32 protein-coding genes, 1 pseudogene and 2 other annotated features are annotated in these 25578 nt (G+C 34.6%); of the genes and pseudogenes, 24 read left to right on the top strand and 9 right to left on the bottom strand.

Translation table 11 applies throughout. The features are described from left to right. Positions 1 to 278: 278 nt before the first annotated feature. The 5 genes from EC501_RS18425 to EC501_RS14990 all read left to right on the top strand — a co-directional run bounded on the left by EC501_RS18425 (position 279) and on the right by EC501_RS14990 (position 3477). Positions 279 to 509, top strand: a complete 231-nt coding sequence (locus EC501_RS18425) for a hypothetical protein (RefSeq protein WP_158599726.1) — start codon at positions 279 to 281, stop codon at positions 507 to 509. A gap of 373 nt (positions 510 to 882) precedes the next feature. Further along, the gene (locus EC501_RS14975; protein ID WP_122973165.1) at positions 883 to 1164 is read left to right on the top strand and encodes a hypothetical protein; all 282 of its coding nucleotides are present in this window, start codon (positions 883 to 885) and stop codon (positions 1162 to 1164) included. Between the two features lie 68 nt (positions 1165 to 1232). Next, positions 1233 to 1871 carry a pyridoxamine 5'-phosphate oxidase family protein gene (locus EC501_RS14980; RefSeq protein ID WP_122973167.1) on the top strand — a complete coding sequence of 213 codons (639 nt, stop codon included), beginning with the start codon at positions 1233 to 1235 and terminating at the stop codon, positions 1869 to 1871. Between the two features lie 174 nt (positions 1872 to 2045). After that, entirely contained in the window at positions 2046 to 2894 is an 849-nt protein-coding gene (locus EC501_RS14985; RefSeq protein WP_122973169.1) for a metallophosphoesterase family protein, read from the top strand. Positions 2895 to 2928: 34 nt separating this feature from the next. Further along, positions 2929 to 3477, top strand: coding sequence for a GNAT family N-acetyltransferase (locus EC501_RS14990; protein ID WP_122973202.1), 549 nt, complete (start codon positions 2929 to 2931; stop codon positions 3475 to 3477). A gap of 74 nt (positions 3478 to 3551) precedes the next feature. Here EC501_RS14990 and EC501_RS14995 read toward each other — a convergent pair whose 3' ends face one another. The 5 genes from EC501_RS14995 to EC501_RS15015 form a co-directional block, all read right to left on the bottom strand. Then, positions 3552 to 4178, bottom strand: a complete 627-nt coding sequence (locus EC501_RS14995; protein WP_122973170.1) for a GntR family transcriptional regulator — start codon at positions 4176 to 4178, stop codon at positions 3552 to 3554. Between the two features lie 117 nt (positions 4179 to 4295). Then, the gene (gene solA / locus EC501_RS15000; protein ID WP_122973172.1) at positions 4296 to 5426 is read right to left on the bottom strand and encodes an N-methyl-L-tryptophan oxidase; all 1131 of its coding nucleotides are present in this window, start codon (positions 5424 to 5426) and stop codon (positions 4296 to 4298) included. 140 nt (positions 5427 to 5566) lie between these two features. Next, entirely contained in the window at positions 5567 to 6040 is a 474-nt protein-coding gene (locus EC501_RS15005; RefSeq protein ID WP_122973174.1) for a DUF4188 domain-containing protein, read from the bottom strand. Further along, positions 6040 to 6600 carry a PadR family transcriptional regulator gene (locus tag EC501_RS15010; protein WP_122973176.1) on the bottom strand — a complete coding sequence of 187 codons (561 nt, stop codon included), beginning with the start codon at positions 6598 to 6600 and terminating at the stop codon, positions 6040 to 6042. Before EC501_RS15010 ends, EC501_RS15005 begins: the two co-directional genes overlap by 1 nt. Positions 6601 to 6734: 134 nt before the next feature. After that, complete coding sequence (locus tag EC501_RS15015; protein WP_122973178.1) at positions 6735 to 7268, bottom strand: SF0329 family protein; 534 nt, start codon at positions 7266 to 7268, stop codon at positions 6735 to 6737. A gap of 242 nt (positions 7269 to 7510) precedes the next feature. Between EC501_RS15015 and EC501_RS15020 the strand changes: the two genes are divergently transcribed. The 6 genes from EC501_RS15020 to EC501_RS15045 all read left to right on the top strand — a co-directional run bounded on the left by EC501_RS15020 (position 7511) and on the right by EC501_RS15045 (position 12145). Then, a complete protein-coding gene (locus tag EC501_RS15020) occupies positions 7511 to 8083 on the top strand; it encodes a bifunctional transcriptional activator/DNA repair enzyme AdaA (protein ID WP_122973180.1) in 573 nt (190 codons plus the stop codon). Further along, positions 8070 to 8984: a DNA-3-methyladenine glycosylase family protein gene (locus EC501_RS15025; protein ID WP_122973181.1), complete on the top strand. Its 915-nt coding sequence runs from the start codon at positions 8070 to 8072 to the stop codon at positions 8982 to 8984. Before EC501_RS15020 ends, EC501_RS15025 begins: the two co-directional genes overlap by 14 nt. Continuing rightward, positions 8971 to 9471 carry a methylated-DNA--[protein]-cysteine S-methyltransferase gene (locus EC501_RS15030; RefSeq protein WP_122973183.1) on the top strand — a complete coding sequence of 167 codons (501 nt, stop codon included), beginning with the start codon at positions 8971 to 8973 and terminating at the stop codon, positions 9469 to 9471. The genes EC501_RS15025 and EC501_RS15030 overlap by 14 nt, the downstream gene beginning before the upstream one ends. Further along, positions 9472 to 9792, top strand: coding sequence for a hypothetical protein (locus tag EC501_RS15035; RefSeq protein ID WP_122973184.1), 321 nt, complete (start codon positions 9472 to 9474; stop codon positions 9790 to 9792). A 180-nt stretch (positions 9793 to 9972) separates the two neighbouring features. Next, positions 9973 to 10226 (top strand) — a binding site (T-box leader). Between the two features lie 87 nt (positions 10227 to 10313). Further along, positions 10314 to 11657 (top strand): amino acid permease, encoded by a 1344-nt coding sequence (locus tag EC501_RS15040; protein ID WP_122973186.1) that lies wholly within the window; start codon positions 10314 to 10316, stop codon positions 11655 to 11657. Positions 11658 to 11737: 80 nt separating this feature from the next. Then, entirely contained in the window at positions 11738 to 12145 is a 408-nt protein-coding gene (locus EC501_RS15045; RefSeq protein ID WP_122973188.1) for an NUDIX hydrolase, read from the top strand. A gap of 53 nt (positions 12146 to 12198) precedes the next feature. Here EC501_RS15045 and EC501_RS15050 read toward each other — a convergent pair whose 3' ends face one another. Further along, on the bottom strand, positions 12199 to 12717 hold the full coding sequence (locus EC501_RS15050; protein ID WP_122973189.1) for a methyltransferase family protein: 519 nt from the start codon (positions 12715 to 12717) through the stop codon (positions 12199 to 12201). A 154-nt stretch (positions 12718 to 12871) separates the two neighbouring features. On the opposite strand from EC501_RS15050, the gene EC501_RS15055 reads away from it, so the two are divergent. Next, positions 12872 to 13432 (top strand): MOSC domain-containing protein, encoded by a 561-nt coding sequence (locus EC501_RS15055; protein ID WP_241559367.1) that lies wholly within the window; start codon positions 12872 to 12874, stop codon positions 13430 to 13432. Between the two features lie 133 nt (positions 13433 to 13565). Here EC501_RS15055 and EC501_RS15060 read toward each other — a convergent pair whose 3' ends face one another. Together EC501_RS15060 and EC501_RS15065 are read right to left on the bottom strand one after the other, a co-directional pair. Continuing rightward, positions 13566 to 14060 (bottom strand): SRPBCC family protein, encoded by a 495-nt coding sequence (locus EC501_RS15060; protein WP_241559368.1) that lies wholly within the window; start codon positions 14058 to 14060, stop codon positions 13566 to 13568. A 133-nt stretch (positions 14061 to 14193) separates the two neighbouring features. After that, entirely contained in the window at positions 14194 to 14799 is a 606-nt protein-coding gene (locus EC501_RS15065; protein WP_122973190.1) for a membrane lipoprotein lipid attachment site-containing protein, read from the bottom strand. Between the two features lie 173 nt (positions 14800 to 14972). Then, positions 14973 to 15213, top strand: a binding site (T-box leader). Positions 15214 to 15280: 67 nt separating this feature from the next. Here EC501_RS15065 and EC501_RS15070 point away from each other — a divergent pair. From EC501_RS15070 to EC501_RS15095, 6 genes are all read left to right on the top strand, one after another. After that, complete coding sequence (locus EC501_RS15070; protein WP_122973191.1) at positions 15281 to 16510, top strand: MFS transporter; 1230 nt, start codon at positions 15281 to 15283, stop codon at positions 16508 to 16510. Positions 16511 to 16775: 265 nt separating this feature from the next. Then, on the top strand, positions 16776 to 18119 hold the full coding sequence (locus EC501_RS15075) for an alkaline phosphatase (protein WP_122973192.1): 1344 nt from the start codon (positions 16776 to 16778) through the stop codon (positions 18117 to 18119). A gap of 180 nt (positions 18120 to 18299) precedes the next feature. Beyond that, complete coding sequence (locus EC501_RS15080; RefSeq protein WP_122973193.1) at positions 18300 to 18551, top strand: hypothetical protein; 252 nt, start codon at positions 18300 to 18302, stop codon at positions 18549 to 18551. Positions 18552 to 18721: 170 nt separating this feature from the next. Further along, entirely contained in the window at positions 18722 to 19705 is a 984-nt protein-coding gene (locus EC501_RS15085) for a ketoacyl-ACP synthase III (RefSeq protein WP_174232704.1), read from the top strand. A 128-nt stretch (positions 19706 to 19833) separates the two neighbouring features. Next, positions 19834 to 20172, top strand: coding sequence for an avidin-fold protein (locus EC501_RS15090; RefSeq protein WP_174232705.1), 339 nt, complete (start codon positions 19834 to 19836; stop codon positions 20170 to 20172). 103 nt (positions 20173 to 20275) lie between these two features. Then, entirely contained in the window at positions 20276 to 20470 is a 195-nt protein-coding gene (locus tag EC501_RS15095) for a DUF6366 family protein (protein WP_122973195.1), read from the top strand. A gap of 29 nt (positions 20471 to 20499) precedes the next feature. On the opposite strand, the gene EC501_RS15100 is transcribed toward EC501_RS15095, so the two are convergent. After that, positions 20500 to 21066: a hypothetical protein gene (locus tag EC501_RS15100; RefSeq protein WP_241559369.1), complete on the bottom strand. Its 567-nt coding sequence runs from the start codon at positions 21064 to 21066 to the stop codon at positions 20500 to 20502. 246 nt (positions 21067 to 21312) lie between these two features. Here EC501_RS15100 and EC501_RS15105 point away from each other — a divergent pair. The 6 genes and pseudogenes from EC501_RS15105 to EC501_RS15135 all read left to right on the top strand — a co-directional run bounded on the left by EC501_RS15105 (position 21313) and on the right by EC501_RS15135 (position 25335). After that, positions 21313 to 21577: pseudogene (locus EC501_RS15105) on the top strand (CPCC family cysteine-rich protein). Between the two features lie 24 nt (positions 21578 to 21601). Next, the gene (lepB, locus tag EC501_RS15110) at positions 21602 to 22174 is read left to right on the top strand and encodes a signal peptidase I (protein WP_122973197.1); all 573 of its coding nucleotides are present in this window, start codon (positions 21602 to 21604) and stop codon (positions 22172 to 22174) included. 139 nt (positions 22175 to 22313) lie between these two features. Next, on the top strand, positions 22314 to 22988 hold the full coding sequence (locus EC501_RS15115) for a serine/threonine protein kinase (RefSeq protein WP_122973206.1): 675 nt from the start codon (positions 22314 to 22316) through the stop codon (positions 22986 to 22988). Continuing rightward, positions 22985 to 23164, top strand: coding sequence for a DUF4279 domain-containing protein (locus EC501_RS18830; protein ID WP_122973198.1), 180 nt, complete (start codon positions 22985 to 22987; stop codon positions 23162 to 23164). The genes EC501_RS15115 and EC501_RS18830 overlap by 4 nt, the downstream gene beginning before the upstream one ends. A 1203-nt stretch (positions 23165 to 24367) precedes the next feature. Continuing rightward, on the top strand, positions 24368 to 24862 hold the full coding sequence (locus tag EC501_RS15130) for a DinB family protein (RefSeq protein ID WP_122973200.1): 495 nt from the start codon (positions 24368 to 24370) through the stop codon (positions 24860 to 24862). A 188-nt stretch (positions 24863 to 25050) separates the two neighbouring features. Continuing rightward, positions 25051 to 25335, top strand: a complete 285-nt coding sequence (locus EC501_RS15135; protein WP_122973201.1) for a hypothetical protein — start codon at positions 25051 to 25053, stop codon at positions 25333 to 25335. The last annotated feature ends 243 nt before the right edge of the window (positions 25336 to 25578 follow it).

A 25578-nucleotide genomic window follows, 5' to 3' on the forward strand; every position in this document is an offset into this window, starting at 1 on the left:
ATCCTAGTGAGCCACTTAAATATTCTTGAACCACCATCAATTTAAATTCTTCATTATATTTAGTTATAAAAAATCACCCCAAAAGTTAGTTTTTTTACTCTAACTTTTGGGGTGCAGTACCTCCTTGAATAAGGAAAGTGCTTTATTCAAATTAAAGGGCGATATTGTTGAGAAGTGCTTATAAGTAGGGAAGTGTAAAAAAAACCTAGAGCGAAATACATATTTTGGTAGTTATCTATTTTATATCACTATATAATGAATTAAAAGGGGTTTTTGTCATGTTGGTAAATTCCATCATCTATTGGTGGCCGATATTAATTGCAATTGTTTTTATTGTCTTTCAAGCAATGGTGAGTATTAAAAGAAGGGTACTGTGGAGTTTAGTTCTTTCAACACTTTTCACAGGCTTTACACTATTTGCATTCTCCTTTTTTAATCTAGTTGTCATACTAGTATTTTTCTGTGTTATATCCTGGGCAATCTCACTTGTCACATATTTTACAAGGTAATTAAGCAATGTAATTGAAGTTAATTTCAATGACTAATAATGCTGACATGCTCTATTGGAAGTGACTGTACGTTAATGAAATCCATTATATATTGATATGTAATTACTATGTAAGTCTTTATGTATAACTAATGAGGGCCTTGTTAAATAACGATTTTCCACAATCGGGCACTTTCCTTGAATTGAACTGCACTCCAAATGATAAATTTGTGTCTAACATTTGGGGGTCACTTTAGAATAAGGAAAGTGTTTTATTCGATTAAAGAGTCAGATTGTTGAACAACATTATATGAAAGGTTGTCAAAGGACGTATTGGGAACCATATAATTACAATTAAAGTCTATATAAAAAAGGGAAGAATTGGAGACATCATTATGTGGCTAATAATAGGTCTTTTTGCTTTAGTAGCCACTATTGTAAATCTTTATATGTATGCAACAGGTAAAGATTACAAGTTCGCGATGGCAATGGGGTTATCATTTACAGCATTAACACTTTGTACAGAATACAGTCTTGTATCGGAGTGGGTAAAAAAGGAAGATTGGTCACTTTTGGGTGAAGTACCTAATTACGGAAGGGCATTATGGTTTATGACAATTGTTTTTATCTTACTAAATATAGCACCTATATTTTTAGAACGAAAAGGTAAGAAATAATTCTTATTGTCACTTTATTTATATCAGCAGTTCCTATATTAGTCGTAAATCGAAGGAGCGAAGTCTGTTTGGAACAAAATAATAAATTTAAAAATACTATTGAAACTGAAGAAGAATTACGTTCTATTATTGGATTTCCGAGTGAATTAGTAATAAGAAAGATGATTACAGATTTAGACCATCATTGTTATGATTTTATTTCTATGTCACCTTTTTTAGTAATTTCAACTTCTGATAATTTAGGTTTCTGTGATGTTTCACCAAGAGGGGATATGCCTGGTTTTGTTCATGTACTTGATAATAAGCATTTAATTATTCCAGAAAGACCAGGAAACAAAAGAATAGATTCTATGCGTAATATTTTATTAAATCCGAAAGTGGGTCTTTTATTTTTTATTCCGGGATTAGGAGAAACACTCAGAGTTAACGGGAAGGCTTGTTTGGTAAAAGATGATGAACTACTTGAAAAGATGGCTGTTAAAGGACAAAAACCTATTGTAGGTATTGTAGTGGAAGTAGAGGAATGTTTCATACATTGTGCAAAAGCCTTTAAGAGGTCAAAATTATGGGAACCGTCCTCTTGGGCTAATAAAGAAACATTACCAACTGCTGCTAAAATTTTATTTGAACACGCTAAGATTCCAAACTCTAGTGTTGATGTAATTGCTGAAAGACTTCAGGAAAGTTATACAAAAAGACTTTATTGAAAAGGTATTTTTCTTAATCGTCAAAAATGATTTTCAACAGTCGGGTGCTATTTTTAAAAAAATTGTTTAAATATTAAAATTAAATCACTTTATTGTATTTTAACATTTATTAAATTTGTACTGTCACATTGTCCGGATATAATATCTTTTTAATCATTCTGGAGGAAAATATAGATGAAACATAGAATTGCATTATTAGCAGATGTCCATGGAAATACAACGGCGTTAGAGGCGGTTGTCGAAGATGCGGTTCATGAAGGTGTCACTGACTATTGGTTTTTAGGAGATTTAATCATGCCTGGGCCAGGGACAAATGAGTTATTTGAAATATTAGATCGGCTTAAAGTTACTACTTATGTAAAGGGGAACTGGGAAGACAGCTTCCTTGATGTCCTTAATAAAGAAATTGATTTTGATAACGCGACGGATATTTATGTTTCCCGGTTAGCCCAATATCAGTGTGAAAATTTAAATGAAAACAATATGAATCGCCTTAAAAATTTACCATTACATATAACAAAACAAGTGAATCATCTATCTATTAGTATTAATCATCATTTGCAAAATAAAAGTTATGGTGGGGATTTATGGCCGACTAACCATCAGGAAAACTTTGATCAGTTATTTGATCAAGATTATGATATTGCTATTTATGCGCATACCCATCATCAATTGTTACGCTATAGTAGCAATGATCAATTAATTATTAACCCGGGAACAATCGGACAACCGTTTTACAGATGGGACAATTTACATTCCAACCAACGTGCCCAATATGCCATTCTTGAAATAGATGATAAAGGGATGGCAGAGGTGAAATTTAAAAAAGTTTCCTATGACATAGAAAAAGAATTCAATAGGGCCATTCAGAAAAAACTACCGTATCTTGATTTATATCGAGAACTACTTGAAACAGGAAAAGCCCATACTCATAATCTTGATTTATTGCAAAAGATAAATGATACATACCATTATAAAGAGGAAATCGTTCAATTTTTTGAGAAAAATTATTGGAACAAATAAAAACAATCAAAAGAAAGTAGGGAGTGGGAAAGTGATAGAAAACAAATTTCCTATCCTTGAAACGGACCGTTTAGTTTTAAGGGAAATCACGCCAGAAGATGCGGAAAATATTTTTACCTATTTATCTGATAAAGAAGTGATGAAATACTATGGATTAGCACCATTTCAATCAGTAGACGAAGCTTTAGATGAAATAGCTTGGTATCAATCCATAAGAGAAAACAATACGGGTATTCGATGGGGGATTACGTTAAAAGGCAAAGGCGAAGTCATTGGTAGTTGTGGCTTTCTAAATATAGTTTCCCAACATTTTCGTTCAGATATTGGCTTTGAACTAAGCAAGGATTACTGGGGACAAGGAATTGCACAGGAATCAATCGAAGCCGTGATTAAATATGGATTCGAACAGCTTAACTTACAACGGATACAAGCATTAATCGAACCACCAAATGAAGCATCACAAAAGCTAGTGGAAAGACAAGGGTTTATAAAAGAAGGACTTTTAAGAAATTACGAGTTTACCAGTGGGAAATTTGATAACCTATATATGTATTCCTTATTAAAAGAAGACTTTGAAAATTAGTAATCAACATGCAGACCATAAGTAAAACCTAACTATTCGATAGACGAGAATAGTTAGGTTATGTTTCAATTAACTTATTTACCACTTACCGCTGATAGCTCTTCTAGGGTAAAGTCTCGGTCATTTCTTAAATGATTTGCCATCAGTTCACCGGCAAGTTCTTCATTTCGCTCCTCGATTGCTTTGTAAATTTCTTCGTGCTCATCAAGTAATTGCGGACGTTTATAAATGTCTAACTTTAAACTAAATAAATAGAACACCGTACGGACCTTTTCCAATATTTCAATCATTTTTGGATTACGGCATTCTCCAGCGATCAAATCATGGAAGCGTTGATTGGCAGCGTATATATTTTTTGACTGTGCTTTTCGAGATTCCTTTAACGTGTTTTTAAGTTCTTTTAGTGTTTCTGGAGTCATATGTTTTGCTGCTTTTTGGGCTGCAAAGCTTTCTACTAAAATACGCATTTCATATATGTTGATCAAATCTTGAACGGTCGGATCATAAATATGCTTGTCCTTAATTAATCCTTCTTGTTCAAGTCGTCGAATTGCTTCGCGAATCGGTGTACGACTTACCCCAATTTCATCGGCAAGCCGTTCTTCAACGACCTTCATACCACCTTTATAAGTGCCGTCTAACATACGATCCCGAATGTATTCATAGGCATATATTTGAGCGCTTTTTTTATCTGAAACCATAATATTACGGCCCCCCGAAAATTTTTTACCACTCTTATTATACTTTAAAAGTTTCCCTTTTTGATGGATTTATAAGAGGAATCTACTTCCATTTTCTATAAGATTCGCTTTTATCTATTAATTTTTAAAACGATTTATTGAAAAGGGCGATAAATCGATATCATATTGACCAGAAAGGATTAATTGACTTAATGCTTGTCCAACGGCACTACTAAATTTAAATCCGTGTCCAGAGAAACCTGCTGCGATGGCCACGTTAGAGTAGTTAGGATGTAAATCGATGATAAAATCCTCATCAGGAGTAAGGGTATACATGCACGTTTTTCCATATTGTAATTGACTGATTTTAGGCATGTATTGATGTAAAAAATGAATTAAATCTCCTTTATCTTCTGGTAATTCTCCAAAGGGAAGGATGGATTCATCTGGATGGATTTGATCTCCGCCATCATGTCGACCTACCTTTAATCCGGCGCCATCAATACTTGGAAAACCATAATATTGTCCATTTGGTGTTTCAAAGGTAAAGGCAGGGAAATGATCTTGATGATACATTTTTTCATCCGCCTGAAACCAAGCAAACGTTTTTCTAACTGGTGAGAGGGGAAGCTCTAAGTCTAACATTGAAAGAAGGCTTCCTGACCATGCACCTGCTGAAACGACTAATGCATCCGAGTAAAAGGTCTGATTGTCGGTCTTTATCGTTACTCTGTCATCCTTAATCAAAATGTCTTTTACCTGACTATTTGTTAAGATTGTCGCACCGTTTAATTCGGCAAGTTCTTGGTAAGCTTTTATACTTTCTTCGCATTTTAGCACGCCAGACGTTGGTTCAAAGCAGCCAATAAAATCATTCGGTAGTGTTATGCCAGGCCAGCGATTATGTACTTCTTTTGAAGACAGAATATCTAATGGTAATGAATATTTTTTCGCACTCGAAATCGTATTTTGGATAAAATCCGAATGTTCCTTGCCCACATTTAAAACTCCTGTCTGGAGAAATAATTGCTTCCCAGTTGCTTTTTCTAAGTCATTCCATAATTCCTGTGCTCTAAGGACAAAGGGAACATATTCTTCACCTTCACCATAAGCGTATCGAATAATTCTAGTTTCCCCGTGATGACTCCCTTTGTTATGAGGTGGGGTACAGGCATCTAATAATAAAGTCTTTTTCCCACTTGTCGATAAAAAATAACCCGCTGCCATACCCATTGAACCTGCACCAATTATAATGACATCATAATTCATCCCATCTCATCCTCCATTCATTGTTCTTGTGATACAAATTATAATGGAGTAGTCTATTGTATACAATATTGGGAAAATATTTGTTTCAATTAAAAGGAAAAACCTTCAATCGAATAGATTAAAGGTTTTTAACGTGAATTTTATAAATTAAGTCGATCTCGGGCAGAATTCAGTTTTGAAGTTACGGCAACGGGGTTCAATGCTTTTCCTAAGCCATAAGCGGGCATATTGCCATAAAAAGCTTCATATTGTTCTGATTTTAGTTGATAGGTCTCATGGTAAATTCCAACGGCATTATTGTTACCGACCTTTTGATTAAAATGTTTCCATGCAGTTAAATGTTTTTCTGATTTTGCATAAGCAAGAAGATCATCCATTGAACGCCAATATTGAATCATGACCGTCGTTCTTAAACCGAAATAACTTTCCATCGATAAAAAGCCTAATTCATCTTTATGGGAATAAAGTTCCTTAATCATCCCAGGCATCGCGTTAAATACTGGTAACCATTTGTGAATAGCTAGACGTTTATTAACTCGCATTCCAATGATGAATACAACGATATCCTCTGTATTTTCCGTCGTATAACGGCCAGTGAAAACCTCTTTGGTCATTATGACTCCTCCTCAGCTATGAACTTCTCAAGGGTAACATTACACCAGTCAATTGCAGCTCTCGTGACTCTCTTTCCATAGTCTAAAGTAAATAACCAATACATTGCGTCCATATCATTTTCGTCTGCACAATCGATAATGGCCTGTTCAATCGATTGATATGTTTCCATGCGCGTTTGTAATTTTTGTTTGTAATTTTCAAGGAGGGAGATGGTCGTTTCACGGGTTTGGAATCGTCCGAAAAATAATTTTAGTAGAATCTCATTGCGTTCGGCGGGAAGTTGTTCAATCGGATGCTCAAGCCATTTTCTTAAAGTTTCAATTCCTTTTGGAGTTAAAGTGTATTCGTTTTTATCTGGTTTACCTGAAGTGGTAGCGGTATGAACTTCCGCTAAACCTTCTTGTACGATGAATTTTAATGTTGGATAAATTTGTCCGTAACTAATCTTCCAGAAATGATTAAGACTTCGATCGATAAATTGTTTAATCGAATAGCCAGATCGGCAATCCGTCGTTAAAATTCCTAAAATGGCATAAGTCGTTTCATTATAACCTTTCACTAGCAGACCACCTATCTAAAAGATATGTATCATTTAGATATATAATAACGAAAATAAAAAAGAAAATCAAGTTTTAATTTTTAGAATAAAATTGAATGCAAAACAAAAAAAAAGTGGGGTAGTATCCCCACTTTTTACGCAGTAATAGATAGCTTTTCTGCTTCGCAACGGAGTTTATAAAACTCCTGAACGAGTTCGTGTTCCGTTAAAATGGAATCTTTCATTTTAAGTAAAGTTCTTTTTCCGACACGGCGATCTAATAAACATAATATTTTCATTAAAATATCTGTAGATTGTAATGAGTCTTCAATAGATGAGTTAAAATATTGTTCTAATGTAAAGAAGAAGTCATATTGACCATAGATTCCTTCTTTTTTTAATTGTTGATGAGCCTCATCTTGAATCGAAATATTGTTTTCCACATCATCGAAATCGTAATTATCAAAATGAGCTCTTATCTCCCACTCTTTGTAATGTTCCGCTCGTTCTGCTGTAATTGTACACATACTAAGTTTTTCTACTTTATCGATAGTAATAACCGCTCTGCCTAATTGATCATGGGCTCTTCGGTAATTGATTACTTGAAAGTCGACCCTTGATCGTAATGTATCACAAACTAAACTTTTCAAATGTTTCTTTGCTTTACTCCATTTAGGACTATATAACAAATAACTACCTCCACAGTAAAAATCTATTCATTTGTTTCCATTATAGATTCTATTTCCATAGTTAAACAACCACTTTCAACTAGATCATAACAGCAAGAATGAGGACGAAATAAAGGGGGATTCCTTGTTAAAATGAATCCAGTAAACTTTAAAAGCACATTATCTTTACCAGTACTTGTAAATTGTAATATGCTTAAAGGCAAAGGGGTTACGGGAGATACTAAAGTGGAAGAGGTGGGAACATGGTGACGAGTATTCATCTATCATTTGAAGAGATGTGGGAAAAAATCATTGCCTGTGATCGGAAGTATGATGGTCTCTTTTTTACGGCTGTGAAAACAACGAAAATTTATTGTCGTCCTTCTTGCAGATCAAAAAAGCCAAAGAAGGTGAATGTGGAATTTTACCATGATATTAATGAAGTTGAAAACGCTGGTTACCGTCCTTGTAAAAGGTGTCAACCGGAAGTAGTGCACTCTCCACATATCGAAACAGTTCGAGCAATTATAACGTTTTTAGTAAATCACTATAAACAATCGATTGGATTAAAGGATATAGCGGAACAAGTAGGGTTAAGTCCTTTCTATTTGGAACGATTATTTAAACAAGAAACGAATGAGACACCCCGTACGTATTTAGAAAAAATACGTATCGATAAAGCGGCTTATTTATTGAAAAATACTAACTTAACAAATTTAGAAATCTGTTACGAAGTTGGATTCCAAAGTCCTTCTAATTTTTATAAAGTATTTCGAGCTTTAAAAAACTGTTCACCTAGTGAATATCGAAAGGAACTTCTCTATGAAATGGATTGATGCTGAATCTACTATCGAGTTATATCCACCGACTGATTTTCATTTTGAAGAATGTCTCATTTTTTTAGGTAGATCTAACCAGGAAATTCTCCATCAAATAAACGGGGAAGCGGTCTATAAATTAATCAAAGTCCATGATGAATTGGTTTTATGTAAAATCAGTTTTAGTGACGGCGCCATAAAGGTAGAATTTCCGATGACCGTTCCATCTAAGTTTGCCCGTGAAAAAGTAGGGGAGTTTGTTTCAGAATGGTTTGATTTAGACAAAGATTTAGAAGGCTTTTACCAAATGGCTAACAACGACAAAATTTTAAAAAATGTTGTGTCAACATATAAGGGCTTACGGATCATTGGGATCCCAGATTTATTCGAAGCCCTCGTTTGGGCCGTTATCGGTCAGCAAATTAATTTAACCTTTGCCTACACATTAAAGAAACGTTTTGTGGAGCAATTTGGGAAATGTTTAACCTATGAAGGTAAGCAGTATTGGTTATTTCCATCCTATGAAAAAATCGCCGCTTTAAATGTGGACGATTTAAAGAAATTGCAATTTACGACGAGGAAGGCTGAATATACGATTGGCATTGCAAAAATGATGGCAGAAGGGGAATTATCTAAGGAACAATTGCTTCAGAAAAAGGAACTCCCACAAATCGAAACAGCATTAAGAGAAATAAGAGGAATTGGAGCATGGACAGCCCATTATGTCATCATGAAATGCTTGCGGGATCCATCTGCATTCCCAATCTCAGATGTCGGGCTTCATAACGCTTTAAAAGAGCAATTAGGCTTGGAGCGGAAACCGACAATCGAGGAAATAGAAGACTATGCGGCTAGCTGGACAGGTTGGCAAGCCTATGCAACCTTTTATCTTTGGAGGTCAATATATGACAACGTTTAAAGTAGAATACAAATCACCAATTGGGGTAATCGAAATTATTGGAACAGAACAAGCAGTCCAATCCATTTTATTCATTGAAAACGAAAGCGGCGCGGAATGGGTACAAGCAGAAACACCTACTTCTTTAATCGATTGTTATAACCAACTAGATGAATATTTTCGAGGCATTCGCCAAGAGTTTACTTTCCCGTATGAGTTAAAAGGAACGGATTTTCAAAGAGAAGTATGGAATACGTTAACAGAAATCCCATATGCCAAAACCCAATCATATAAAGAGCTTGCCGTTACGATTGGAAACGAAAAAGCGATTCGCGCAGTCGGCAGCGCCAACGGTAAAAACAAATTAAGTATCGTTATCCCATGCCATCGAGTCATTGGTTCGAACGGAACATTAACCGGTTATGCAGGTGGTCTGTGGAGAAAGGAATGGCTACTTGAGCATGAAAAATCAATGGAAGCCAAGAAGATGGGAAGTGGGCGGAAATAAATGTTTGTCAAAATATACGAGTACCATATTCAAAAGGATAAAGTGGAGCAATATTTAGCCATTCAAGAAAAAGCCTCCGAAATTTACAATCGTTATTTAGATTTCCATACAGTCTATTTAAATAGCAAAACTGAAGAAACAAAATGGTTAGAAATTACAAGGTACAAAGATGAAGATACCTATCACAAAGGTATGGAATTAATCAACGAACAAAAAGAAATTCAAGACTTATTCGAAACCTTCCAATCCCTTTTACTAACGGAAAAAAGGGAAATTCGAGAAGAGGATTTTTTAGAAATGAAAGAAATCGGGAAATTATAAAGAGGGGAGTTTCAAGGCAAATTATATTGAACCTTCTATAATCGAATCGATAAGATTGTTCACAACAATAGATAAATAATCTTATTTTTTATTTTTGAAAATGAGACTATATTGACAAATTGAAATTAATCTATAAAATAATAAACAATTCGAAAAATATTTGCAAAACGAAATATAAGAACAAAGGCTATGAAAAGAATTAGTAGCAATCATGTTAACAGACAGAAAGTAACCGGTTGATGAGAGGTGCATGTTGAACAATTGTGAATTCATCTTGGAGCTGTGTACTGAAAAGGGTTTCCTTAGTAGGCTACACCGGTTTGGCATCCGTCACTATGTGCTAAAGTATCGTCGGAAATGACCGTACTTACGAAGATAAGCAATGTGAGTTGCTTATGAAAAAAGGTGGTAACACGAATTGAATCGTCCTTTTGGTTAATCCAAAAGGGCGTTTTTTTATTCCTTTGTTTTTATCGAACTTGCAATGGAGAAAATCTCGAACATTTAAGGAGGAATACATTTTGAGTGAAAATAAAAAGCTTCAAAGAGGTTTAAGCAACCGACATATCCAGTTAATTGCCCTAGGTGGTTCTATTGGGGTTGGCTTGTTTTATGGCTCTAGTGCAACCATTCAAATGGCTGGACCAGCGATTTTACTTTCCTATTTAATAGGTGGATTCGTTATTTTTACCATTATGAGGGCACTAGGAGAAATGGCTGTAGAGGAACCTGTATCGGGTTCATTTAGTACATATGCAAATCGTTATTTAGGCCCCTTTGCAGGGTATTTATCGGGTTGGACTTATTGGTTTATGTGGATTGTCGTTGGAATGGCCGAAATAACGGTAGTCGGTGTTTATGTGAATTATTGGTTCCCGGATATTCCCCAATGGGTGTCAGCCCTTGTCGTTCTCATCCTCATTACAATTGTAAACCTTGCGAATGTAAAGGCGTTTGGGGAGTTTGAATTTTGGTTTGCGATGATTAAAGTAGTCGCTATTATTGGGATGATTATCCTCGGATTAGGCATTATTTTATTTGGTATTGGTAACAATGGTGAGCCAATTGGTTTTGATAATTTATGGTCCCATGGAGGTTTTGTACCAAATGGATTTGAAGGAATCTTAATGTCCCTTGTACTTGTGATGTTCTCCTTTGGTGGCGTCGAGTTAGTCGGTATTACAGCAGGAGAGGCAAAGAATCCTCAAAAATCGATTCCTTCTGCTATTAATAATGTTGTCTGGAGAATATTAATCTTCTACATCGGTGCATTAGGCATCATGATGATTTTATATCCGTGGGATGAAGTCGGATCTAACGGAAGTCCCTTTGTATTAATTTTTGATAATGTTGGTATTCCAGGCGCAGCCCATATTATAAACTTCGTTGTCATAACAGCGGCGTTATCGGCCTTTAATAGTGGTTTATTTGGTTCAGGAAGAATGCTTTACAATTTATCTTTGCAAAATAACGGACCAAAATTTTTTAAAACCCTTAGCAAGAATGGTAGTCCAAGACGGGGCATCTTATTTTCTTCATTCTTTTTACTAGTGGCTGTTGTGTTGAATTATATTGTTCCTGAAAAAGTATTTTTATATATTTCCGCAGTGGCAACCGTTGCGGTCATTACGAGCTGGACAATTATTCTCTTAGCCCAGTTAAGTTTTAGAAAATCAAAAACGAAATTGGAAGGGGAAAAAATTAAATTTAAAGTACCGTTCTACCCGATTTCAACTTATTTAGCCCTAATATTCTTAGCCCTTGTTATCGTTTTAATGGCCTTCATTCCGGATATGCGCGTTGCATTATTCGTAGCCCCTGTTTGGTTCTTCATTCTCTATATTGGCTATAAGATGAAGAAGTAACAAATAATTTTTAGAGAGGGGATCATGAACCTTTTATTGAATAATGAAAAAGAGGATTTTTATGGGGAGGTTCACTTTAGATGGCTACACCAAAACATATTATTTCAGCTGCAACGATTGTCTTAAATGATGATCATGAAATTTTATTAATTAAAGGACCTAAAAGAGGCTGGGAAATGCCAGGTGGTCAAGTAGAAGAAGGGGAATCTTTAAAGGACGCGGCCATTCGAGAAACGAAAGAAGAATCCGGTATTGATATTGAAATTACGAAGTTTTGTGGCGTCTTTCAAAATGTCCAAGGGTGTATATGCAATACATTATTTTTAGGTAAACCTATCGGAGGAGTGCCAACTACAAGTTCTGAAAGTTTAGAAGTAGGTTATTTTCCAATCCACCAAGCATTGAAAATGGTCACTTGGAAAAACTTCAAACAAAGAATTGAGTACTGCTTAAATGATGAACTACAACCTTTTTATATTGAATTTTAAAGTCACTAATTTAATAAAAGATGAACGCTTTTAGTAATTACTACTTTACACTTTTAAATATAGCGTCTCACTTTATTCATATATTTTATATAGTCGGCACCAAATTTCTTTATACACCATCTTTCTTCTGAAAGAATAATCCAGTGAGATGAGGATTGGAAAATGATTAATAACCCAAATAAAATCCATGATTGGGTAAGTAAAACACAGCCTAAAAAATAAATAAAATAGGCAACATACATCGGGTTACGGGAGATTCTATATAGCCCGTTTACATTTATTCCATTCATTTTAGGGTTGGCAAAATTGATTGTAGATACCGCATATAAAACAATCCCTAAAATATAGACAACTAGTCCGATATTAAATAAAAGAGAATCGGGTTTAATGTTGAGAAAAAATAAACTTAATAGTATAAGAACGGTCGTCACTTGATATATATAGTAAGCAATTTGTTCTTTTCCTAATAGCGGGGCATAAAAAGCTGCACGTCTAAGCCCCTGCTTATTTATTAGACTTAGTAAACCATACCGTATAAGGAAAAGGGGAATAACTGTTAGCAATGCATTCATTTTAATCCTCCTTTTTTGTTCTCTTATTTATTTATATTACGAAAATTTTAAAATAGAATTCATTTCTTCTATAAAATAGATGAAGTTAAAGTCCGATTGAAGAAGGAATAATGAGAGATTTTTTGAATAATAAACAGAGGGAAGGAGAGAGGCAATGGTGCAGGAAGAAAATTTAATGTTAGGAACTGTTATAGCGGTCAGTTTAAGTAGTAAGCATACCTTTAGTAAAGATAATCAAGAGCGTATCCAGTTGGTAAAAGGCTTAGGTGTGGAGGGGGATGCCCACTTCGGTTCTACGGTAAAACATCGCTCGAGAGTTGCCCAAAATCCTAACCAACCAAATTTAAGACAAGTCCATTTAATTCAAAACGAGTTGTTTGAAGAGTTAAAAGACGATTTTACGGTTGAACCAGGGCAAATGGGTGAAAATATTACGACCGTTGGCATCAATCTCCTTGAACTACCTACTGACACAAAGCTATACATAGGGGAGAAGGCCATTGTACAAGTGACAGGATTACGTAATCCATGTGGTCAAATCGATGACTTTAAACCGGGATTGTTAAAAGCAGTCGTAGAAAAAGATGCTAATGGAAATCTCATACGAAAAGCAGGAATCATGGGTATTGTTTTGGAAAGCGGTGAAGTAAAACCGGGAGATGCCATCCGAGTTGAATATCCTTCGAAGCCATATAAAAAACTCGAACGGGTATAGGCTCAACCAATCCCACGATTTGCCATGAAAAAATACACGCAAGACAATCTAAATTTGAGAGTGTCAATCCATCACTCTTTTCTTATTTAATCAAACAACGCTGCATCCTATTTTAATAGTTTTCAGCGTTGTTTTATTTTAAAGGTTGGCAACATAATTGACCTTCGCCTTTTTCAAGAGCTGATTTTAAGCTTTCTAACACACCTGACCAAGCCATTTCATGCCAATTAATAGCCTCAATCCAGCCATCACGATCTTTAAATCCAGTATGCAAAATAACGACCTTTGTTGAATTTTCATTGATAGGTGTAAAATTTACTTTAACAGTTGTTAAGTCGTTTTCGTTGTTCATTAATGTGTCGAATTGATCGGGACCTTTCCAAGTGCATTGAAGCTCTTGTTCATTAATGAGTTTAATAATTTTACAACCTTTCGTATTCATACCCGTTCTATTTCCTGGTATGAAATAAAGTTCGTACGCACCGCCTTCTTCCGGCTCTACTATGCTCTCTGGTGCAAACCATTCGGAAACTCTTTCGGAGATTGTCCAAGCATACCAAACGAAGTTCAGAGGGACATTAATTGTTATCTCTTTCATAATTGACTTACCATTTGTAGTAGTTGTCAAAAAGAATCTCTCCTTATATAAATGATTACAAATGATTTTACCATTATTTTGAACATTAAGAAATATTTGTGTGCGAATGATAAAAAACAGCGGAAATAGTTATTCCGCTGTTTAAAGTGTGAATGCTAATTGCTTATTCCGTTTCTATATCTTCTAAGTCATCTGGATATACCATTTCATCAAGCACTTCATCAGTGGCTTCATCTTTTACCGAAACGGTTACTTTATAATCATCTGGATTTGCTCCATCATAAAGTTGGTACATCGCACCAGAGATACCTAGGCCAAGCGCTACAAATCCATCCATACTATTTTCATAAGCTGCTTTATCTACTACTACAGTAAAGTCCGTAAACTTATCGTTATGGGCAATATCTTTAATAGATGCATAGTCTCCACTTGTTTTCATTTCTTCGATAGACTCTTTAATCGATGTTTCTATTTCGTTCATCAATTCTTTATGTTTCGATTTTGACATTTTAAGAGTAACGGAACCGTCATCATTTTTTGTCACCTTATCGATACCATCAGCTTCAGCATCTGCAATCACCGTATCAATATCTTCTTCTCCCTCAAACATAGAAGCAGGTAACGTTACTTCAACGTTTAATAGACCTTTGTCTACATTAAGGCCTTCTTCTTTCGTCTCTTCACTAGCTTTCGTATCTTGCTTATCGTCCGAACAAGCAGTTAGTAAAGCAATCATTAATAAAAATAGAATGTATGAAATCTTTTTCATCATATGTCCTCCTTGGGCGTTTATAAAACTATCGAAATAGTCCGATTACTATTATACAGTTTGTTTTAGCTTATCCTTAGATTTCTAAAAATTTGAAATAATGTCATGATGTAGTGGTGAATAAAAATACGGTTTACATAGCGTATGAATCCTTGTAGTATAGGACTAATAATGAAAAAGCGATGAAGAGAAGAGTAGATAAATGATTTCTTTTCAGAGAGCTCCTGAATGGTGAGAATGGAGTAAGAAAGATTTATTGAAGCAAGCCTCTGAGTATCATATCGTAATTTAAAGGTAGATATGGCGGGAGCTCCCGTTATCGAGCTAGGGTATAAAACATGTACCTAATAAGGTTAATATGGCGACATATTAATAAACTGGGGTGGCACCGCGATTAAAAATCTCGTCCCCAAGACTTTACATTGTAGAGTCTTGGGAACGGGATTTTTTTATTTTTAATTATAAAAAGGGGGATAAAGAAATGAACTTAAAGAAAATGGAATCTTGGAAATATCCGTCTATCTTATTATTTAGTATTGGTGTTTCAAACATTGGAGATTGGATTTATTTTCTTTCTCTAAATTTAATCGTTCTAAATATGACAGATTCTCCACTTGCTGTCTCCATATTGTATATCATCAAACCTTTCGCTACTTTATGTACAAATTTCTGGGCAGGAAGTATGATTGATCGATTGAATAAAAGAAAATTAATGGTTTTCTTAGATGTATTCAGAGCGTTACTAATTGCTTTATTACCGTTCTTTTCGTCAATTACGCTCCTATACATGTTCGTTTTTCTTCTAAATATGGCGAGTTCCATATTTGGCCCAACATCCATGACATACATTACAAAATTAATTTCACCCGAAAAACGAAAGCAATTTAATTCTCTTCATAGTTTAGTAACATCGGGTGCCTTCTTAATTGGTCCCGCTATTGCAGGATTCTTATTTTTAGTCGGAACTCCAACATTAGCGATTTATATTAATGCCATCGCATTATTTCTATCAGGGATTATTACATTATTTATGCCACACTTAGAAAAGGATAGTATAAACACTTCAACTGATAACATGATCACGCTAGAGACAATGAAAAAGGATTGGTCCGTTGTTATCGATTTCAGTCGTCAATTTCGCTACATAATGACTATTTATATTTTATTTAGTTCCGTCATGATGATTATGGCCAGCGCTGTCGATTCCCTTGAGGCAGCGTTTGCAAAAGAAGTGTTATTGCTATCCGACGGACAGTACGGATTTTTAGTTTCAATTGCAGGGGCAGGGATTATGATTGGAGCGATGGTGAACGCATTAATTGTAAAAAAGGTTCAACTATCTGTATTAATCGGTATGGGCCCTCTGCTTGTATCAATTGGTTATGTGATTTATGCTTTTTCAAATTCCTTTTCAGTAGCTGCAGTTGGCTTCTTTTTCCTCGCTTTTTTTAATGCCTTTGCAAATACTGGATTTCTAACGTTTTATCAAACGAATATACCGGTTGAAATAATGGGGAGAATCGGAAGTATTTATAATTTAATACAAGCGTTGATGATCATTCTGATGACAAGCGTGATGGGGGTGATGGCACAAGTACTATCAATTCAGTTTGTTGTCATTATAGGTGTTTTCATCATGTTAGTAGTCTCGATCATTTTGTGCCTATTTAGCCTACATCCTTCCAAAAGGGAAGTAAGAGTTAAAGAATAATTGAAAAACCCTCTTTCTAATAAGTTTCTATTGTAAACTTTGTAAATAGAAACATTGATAATTTCTTGGAAGTTTCCAATAGATTCATCGAAAATATCATCTAAGTAGGATGATAGAATTAAAATTAAATTATTTTAAAAATTTTCCATAGGTATTTTGACTAAAATTTTGTCATTGAACATTTACAACCGATTCATTCCCAATTAATACAGAACACGTAATCTACTAACGTAATATAAATCATATTTTTTAAGGAGAGGTTTTCATGTTTAAAAAAGTTGGTCTAATTGCGTTAAGTACAGGACTTGTTCTATCAGGAGTAGGTTTAAGTACTGCCGATGCTGCAAAAAAAGATGCTTCCCAAGGGAAACAAAATGGAAATAAAGCTGTGGAAAATGTTATTTATATGATTCCAGACGGATTCGGTGCAAATCACGCTGCCAATTACCGTATTTTCAAAGGGGAGGAAGCTGTATGGGATACCCACATTAAAGGAATGTACACGACTTTTTCAGCCAATGCGGATATTACAGATTCAGCTGCTGCAGGTACAGCGATGTCTGCAGGTATTAAAACAAACAATGGTGTCATTGGTTTTGATCCAGAAGGAAATAAAGTAAAAACAATTCTTGAAGCATCGGAAGAAGCAGGTAAATCTTCAGGTTTAGTTGCCACTTCTACGATTACCCATGCAACTCCTGCTAGTTTTGCATCCCATGTAGAACACCGTAGCAACGAAACTGAAATCGCTCGCCAATACATTCAAGAAAGCGGTGTGGATGTCATCTTAGGTGGAGGTAAAAATAACTTCTTACCAACATCAAAAGGTGGTAAACAAACTGAACTAAACTTAATCGATGAAGCACAAGAAAAAGGGTTTGAATTTGTTGAAACCCGTGAACAGTTACAACAAGTTAAAAAGGTAAATGTAGAAAAGGGAGAAAAATTACTTGGTTTATTCGCAGGTGAAGCCCTTGCGCCTGAATTTGACCGTGTTGATACGGAAGAACCAAGCTTAGCTGAAATGACAGAAAAGGCAATTGATACTTTAAACCAAGATAAAGATGGTTTCTTCTTAATGGTAGAAGGAAGTCAAATTGACTGGGCTGGCGAATCCAATGATGCAGCTTATGCTATGCATGAAACAAAAGCTTTTGAAGAAGCAGTTCAAGAGGCAATTGAATTTGCAAAAGAAGATGGCAATACTTTAGTCGTAGTGGCTGGAGACCATGAAACAGGTGGTATTTCAGTAGGCTCTTCTTCATCATCAAATACAACAGCTGACGTTCTTAAAAATGTAACAGCTACGGGTGAATTTATGGCGAGTCAATTAAACGCAGACCGTTCAAATGTAAAAGAAGTGGTATTACAATATACTGGTATTGAATTAACAGATGCAGAAGTTGCTACTGTTCAACAAGCAGAAGATGCGAAATCAGCGATCAATAAAGTTATCAGTGAACGTGCAGGTATTGGTTGGACAAGATATGGTCATACTGCAGCCCAAGTTCCTGTCTTTGCATTCGGTCCAAAATCCGATAAATTTGTAGGGTTCCACGATAATACCGACTTACCACAAATTATGAAGGATGCAATGAAACTTAAATAATATAAACGTAAAAGACTGTAGGTAAAAATGATGAAAATCGTGATTGCCTACAGTTTCTTTTTTTAGTACATCTGTGCATGCTGGAAAAATGTTTAACGATTTCTCTAAGATAAATATAGATGATTAGTAGAATAATCACCTATAATGAAGACAACAAGCTGCTTTAGGAAGTGTACAAATATGTCACCATTAATGATAGGTATTATACTTGTTTTTTTAGGTCTATGTTTGATTCCATTAGGTTATTCAGAGTTGAAAGAAGAATTGAAAATGGTCAAAGTAGAAACATCTAGTTTTAAGAGATTAATAGTTTATGTAACTACGTTTATTGGTTTATTAAATTTTAATAGTTATTTAGGGTGGATACTAAGTATAGCGTTACTTTTCGTATTTGGTGGTGGAGCATTTATTTTTCTAACGATTCTCCAATAAAGCGTATTTTCTCTGTAAAAGGGTGAAGAAGTGTATTTGATATTTTTATCAAATACGCTTTTTTTATAAAACAAATGAAAAACGGAAGAGGAATTTTTTGCACTAAATTTAGTACTAGGTCATAATAGTAACTAGTAAAATGATTGTAAAAACTAAATGAGGTGAATATGATGACGAAAAGTAAAGCACGCATTACAGCGATAGGTTCTTATGTCCCTGAAAAAAGGCTGACAAATTATGATTTAGAAAAAATGGTCGAAACAAATGACGAATGGATCGTTCAACGGACAGGTATAAAGGAACGGAGAATTACGAGGAAAGATGAATTTACAAGCGATATTAGTTATAAAGCTGTTCGAAATTTAATGGAACGTTATGACAAAACGGTAGATGATGTGGATTTGATAATCGTCTGTACATTAACGCCTGATTACAAAACCCCAAGTGTTAGTTCGATGCTACAAGCAAAACTTGGTATTAAAAATACGGGGGCAATGGATTTAAACGTTGCTTGTGCCGGATTTACTTACGGGTTATATGTGGCGAATGGTTTAGTTACATCAGGTTTAAACAAAAAGGTTTTAGTTGTTGGGGCTGAAACACTTTCGAAAATAACGGATTATACAGATAGAACAACTTGTATTCTTTTTGGAGACGGAGCCGGTGCAGTTCTAGTAGAGTACGATGAACAAAATCCTAGCTTCATCTCCACTCATCTCGGGTCGGAGGGCGAAGGAGGAAAACATTTATATAGTACAAATCTATCGAATAGCATGAATGGAGAAGACATAATAGGCAATGGTTGCATTGTTCAAAATGGTAGAGAAGTTTATAAATGGGCGGTAAAAACTGTTCCAAAAGGAATGCAATCTGTTATGGGAAATGTGAATATGGAGTTGGAAGAGGTCGATTGGTTTGTTCCCCATAGTGCCAATTTAAGAATGATCGAATCCATTTGTGAGAAAAGTAGTTTCCCAATCGAACAAACATTATATAGCTTAGTGGATTATGGTAATACTTCATCAGCTACCATTCCATTATCTTTAGATATGGCAGTACGTGAAGGGAAAATTAAAAATGGACAAAAACTATTATTATATGGTTTTGGCGGCGGCTTAGCCCATGCAGGACTGCTTATTACATGGACAGTGTAGCCTAACAAATTATTTACAAGCATTTATCTAAATGGATAAATGCTTTTTTAAGCTATTACAGAAGGAGATAAGTATATTTTATTGAATATGTAATAAAGTACGAAAAGGTTTTCAATAGGGGGTAAAGCATGATTCATTATAATGATCGAACGTTTATTTCAACTGAAAATACGGCAAATGGGGAAGTCTCTTCAAAAACGACCTTTCATTACAAACAAGAGGGGAATATTATTTCAGCAACATATGGCGGCGGAGAAATTATAAAAGGTTTCCTAATAGGCATTGTAAATGAAGATGGTTCTTTAAAGTTTAAGTACAACCACGTCAATACGAAAAAAGAAATAAGAGGAGGAAAATGCGTTTCCACCCCTGAAATTTTAGAAGATGGCAGAATACGATTACATGAAAAATGGGAATGGTTCGATGCGGAAGACAGTAAAGGAAATTCGATTATAGAGGAAGTTTGATTTAAAGATTGGACGATTACGATTAAAATAAAGTGCTTTGATCTGAGTAAGGTTGAAGCCTTTTTTTATTCATGGATTCAATTCATTGTTGGGGGGTACAAAGATGGGTAAAGAAACTCCGGAGCAAACAAGGGAAAGACTTAGAAAAGAAGAACGAAAAAGAAATCCTACTGGTAATATGAATAATGCCTTTAAAAAAGCCGGAGCAGGGAGTTTTGCTGATTTAAACTGGAAAGGTACAGGAATTCTCATCCTTGTCGTTTTATTCGTTTTTATCATTGCATCCATTATGAAATAAGGGACCCAATTTTAGGGCCACGGTATTATTTATACTTCTGCCTCACTCACATTATCGGAAAGTATAGCTTTTCGTGCAAAATTTACTAAGATGAATCCGAGTATTCCTCCAGCTATATTACATAAAAGATAAATGATTTCCATCATATTATAGTGACTCATCACTAAACCAAACCACTCAAATAAAAGACGAGAAATGTCTATTCCTAAGCAACTTATAACAATCATGAAACCTAATTTCTTTAAATTGTTCGAATGGATAAGAACCGTTAAATAAATGCCAAGAGGAATGAAGAGGAGGATCGAACTCCAAATGGAAATATTGATATGCATCGTATCATAAATACCAAACCAGTCATTCGATGAAAGAAAGGAACTGTGTATGTCATTTGGATTTTGAGGTGGAATGGTAATACCTCCGAATTTTATTTGGATCAAACTGATGCAATAAAACAGAAAACTATATATGAGAATTCTTCTTACATTACTGCTTTTTGATTTTCTAAAGTAATCAAGCAATATATCAATAAAAATATACATAAGTAAAAATAAAAATCCTAAAGGAACAATATTGTAGAGAATATAAGTTGAGCTCATCATCTGCCTCCTTATAGTTGGATAATTAATGTATCTATCTTACATACTTTTACAATATAAGGCAATGGATGATACAAAAAGTTCGTTAAACAAGTTAGGTATGAAAATAAAGATAAGCATAAAATTTTAGAAATTTCCAGTCCATTAATTTCATATTTTGTTTAAACAAAGGTGTTTATCTAAAAGGGATGAACGCCTCTTTTGTTGAAGTTCTTAAAATGCATAGAGAATACTAGAGGTGATTAGGTGAAATATACATGTCCATGTTGTGGATATAAAACATTAGATGAACAACCTCCTGGTACATACGATATTTGCCGTATTTGTTATTGGGAAGATGATGGGATTCAATATGATGATCCGAATTGAAGGAGGCGCAAATATTCCATCTTTAAGACAAGCGCAGAAAAACTTTATTGAATTTGGTGCCTGTGAAGAAAGATGTATTGAATTTGTCAGAAAGCCAAATGAAAAAGATGAGAAAGATGTTCATTGGAAACAGTTAGTTTGAAAAAAGAACAAGGGGGTATGAAAGATGGGGAAAGGGACTGAAAGAAATGAATCATTGGAATGGGTTAAAGCAACATTGATTGCCTTTATATGTGTTTGGGGAATTCGATTTTTCCTTTTTACTCCTAAGAAAGTAGAAGGTGCTTCGATGATGCCAACTTTTGAAGATGGCGATCGAGTGATTGTGAATAAGATTGGACCGAGATTAACAGCGTATGAACGATTTGATGTCATTGTATTTAAGGTAACAGAAGAAAAAAATTATATTAAACGAATTATCGGCTTTCCAGGTGATCAAATCACTTATGAAGACGATGTTCTGTATATAAATGGGCAAAAATATGATGAACCTTATTTAGAACAGTATAAGGCAGCGTTGAAAGATCATGGAACGCTTACTGAAGACTTTACAATAGAAAAATATTTAGGGGAAAAAGTCGTTCCAGAAGGTTACTTGTTTGTTCTTGGAGACAATAGAAGAAAAAGCATTGATAGTAGAGACCCTCACCTTGGATTTGTTTCAATGGAAAAAGTGTTAGGAACTGCAGATATTAAATTTTGGCCAATAAATCATATGGAGTTCATTAATAAACAATAATAAAAAAGAATAACATATTGAAAGGTTTTTTGTTTAATTAGACTCCTATGTTGAAGGTATGGAACGTATGATGCAGGTTCATTGAGCGAGAAAGGGTATAATGGATGCAATTTCAAACGTTCATGAAGGGAGAGGTTATATGCAAAATAGTTGGGAAAAGGCGATAGACTCTCTTTCCAAGATTACGGTTTTATCAAATCCAAATAATGAGCCTGTAACAATTATTGGTGAAGCAGATGATTTGAAGTGTATTGGAATGGGTACAGATGCGGCTGTTTTTCAATCAGTAAACGCCCCAGCTTTTGCATTAAAATTATATGCTAAGGACAAAAAAGAAAAAGTAAAAGTGGAAGCAAAAGTTTATGAAAAATTAGGGGATTCCCCTTTCTTTCCTAAATGTTTTGCTGCATATGAAGAATTCCTTGTTATAAGCTACGAGGAAGGAATAACCCTCTTTGACTGTGTTCTACAAGGTATTCACATTCCAGAACAAGTTGTAAATGATGTGGAGGAAGCGCGGGAATATGTCCGATCAAAAGGACTGAACCCTCGGGATATCCATTTAAAAAATATATTACTACAAAACGGGAGAGCTAAAATACTCGATGTGTCGGAATATATATTGCCCGGTAATGATTTCCGGTGGGAACATTTAAAAAAAGGATATGAACAGTACTATCATTTAATAGACGGGAATCCTGTCCCTTTTTGGTTAGTAGAGACTGTTCGCAAATGGTATAACCAGCGAAATAAATACTTCTCTTCCTATGAAGATTTTACAAAAAAGGTGTTTAATTTTTTGTATAAAAAATAAGGAAACATTATAAAGAGCGTTATTCTTTAGGCGTTTTTATACGAATCTATTTTGAGTTTATTGATGCTCAAACTCCTGGTATTCATTTGAATAAAAAGATTATACAATTCGCAAATAATATAGGGGTAGATATTGAAGTATTTATTGATAATGAAGTGGAAAAAGTGAAAAGATAGGGAAATGGCTCTGTATCTGATGATGCTTAAAGTATTTGTTAATTGTTTTAGAAAGGGTTGGTCCGGAACAGACAAATATAAATAATACCAACCTAAAAAAGTAATTACGTGTTCATAAGGAAGTAACTATTCAATTAAACATACCACTCCAATATTTTTGGAGTGGCTTTTTTCTAAAATATTATTTTCAACAATTGGGCCAGATTGTTGAGGAAAGTAAAAACATATTTTTATAATGCAATTGAAATTTTGAAGAATTAAAATTAAATTTATTTTGGCATTTGAATTAATTTCAGTATAAAAACGCTAACCAAAATGATTAATGTATTATACATAGTATAAGTGAACACGCAGGTATCTAAGGTTTACTGCGTTAATTCAAAAAGATGATATTTAATTTGAAAGCCCCGGCGTTTATAAAGTTTAACTAAACGATAGAAAAAAATCATGGAGCAGGTTTCTAATATGGAGTTGGAGTAGGAGGAGAACAATGGAAGGCGTCAATGCTTCTTAAAGCAATTGAATATTGATTCCATCTTCCACCGAAAAACCTGTATCCATAAGCTCTTTCGTGGCCAACAGCTGTCAGAAAGAACCAGAAATTGTCACCGTTTCTAAGCCACATATAAGTAAAACGAAAAATACAATTGTCAAGACCCCTTGGATTCTGGCCATAGAAAGGCATTTGTTCTATATATTGCATAAATCAATATACACTCCTTTTTGAAATTAGACATATAACCAGTTTATGCTCAATATCAAAGCATGGGTTGGATGTATGCCCTAAATAGTTTTATGTATGGGGATAGCAGCCACTGCTAAATGGAATAGCCATAATTCCTTGCTAAGTGACGGGTGTGTAACATAAAGTTAGGTTGTTTAGGCGAGCTTTCAAGTAACGGTTGCTTTTCAGATAAGGAAAGTGCTTTTCTCGATTTAAGGTGCTAGTTTGTTGAGGAGATAAATATAAACTGTATAATGCGATTTTTGGACTACACTTAGAGACAGCTTACGCTAATAAGCAAATATAAGGTTCTTTACTATCGGACACTTTCCTTGAAGAAGGAGGTATGCAATTGTGGAGCTAGGAAGGGAATCAGATTGTTCATCTCGAAATTATAGTAATGCCAGATTAACTTACCGAAACTGAAGATTTTAGCAAAGGGATTATCGATTTTCGGGATGAAATAGGGGGAATAGAAAATGGATGTAAGGACACTTTTGTTACAGCAATGGGCGAGTTGCTTAGATAAAGAGGACTGGTTTCCACCACTTGAAAAAGTGCTAGAGAATGTCACTTTTGAACAAGCACTTTGGAAACCAGCTGATGGGGCAATGAATTCCATTTGGGAATTAGTTTGTCATTTGCTTTTCTATGAAAAGAGATATCTCATGCGATTCCTTGGTGAAACAGCGAATGAACCAAAGGCAGAAAATAATGAATCTACATTTCAATTACCAACTGAGACATTAGAAAATTGGGAGGAAACAAAACAAGAATTCTTTTATGTTCATCGTGAACTTGAAAAAATACTAGCAACATCAGAGCATGAAGATTTATATAGGCAGGTCCCAGGAGAAGATTATTCATTAGTGCTTGAACTAAAGAGTTTAGCAATGCATAACGCATATCATATTGGGCAAATTGTATTTCTAAGTAAAATGCAAGGAGCTTGGGCAAGGAAACGCAGCTTTTAAAAAACTTTATTAGTTTTACAGTTATTTCATAATTGGGCGCAATTCTGCAGTAAGAATTGTGCTCTTTCTTTATATTAAGGGCCAGATTGTTGAAACAACATTCTTTTATGAAAAGTTGCAAAGGACGCTTAGGGAACCATATAATTACAGTTTATGTCTGTATTAAAAATGGAAGTGGAGGTATTATTATGTGGTTAATAATAGGTCTTATTGCAATAGTAGCAACTTTTATAAATCTTTATATGTATGCAACAGGTAAAGATTACAAACTAGCAATGGCAATGGGGTTATCATTTACAGCATTAACACTTTGTGCAGAATACAGTCTTGTATCGGAGTGGGTAGAAGTGAAAGATTGGGCAGCTTTAGAGGATGTAGTACCTGGTATGGAAAGGGCATTATGGTTTTTGACAATTGTTTCTATTTTACTAAATATAGCACCAATATTTTTAGAAAGAAAAGGTAAGAAATAATTACTTATTGTTGTCACATCATTTTATAATTTGAAATTAATGTGTAAGTCTTTATGTAAATAACGAGGGCTTTAGTTAAATAACATCTTCCTCAAGCACATTTCTTAAATAAGAAATGTGCCTTATTAATTCTTTTAAAACCACGTGCTCTGCACGTGTGAAAATATACTTTTAGAGTGGTAATGGAGATGGAATTAAAAACTCCTCTCGATATAATGAAAATGGCCGTCAAACCAAATTCAA

Origin of the sequence: Lysinibacillus halotolerans, from assembly GCF_003711845.1 — a bacterium.
Classification (GTDB): Bacteria; Bacillota; Bacilli; order Bacillales_A; family Planococcaceae; genus Ureibacillus; species Ureibacillus halotolerans.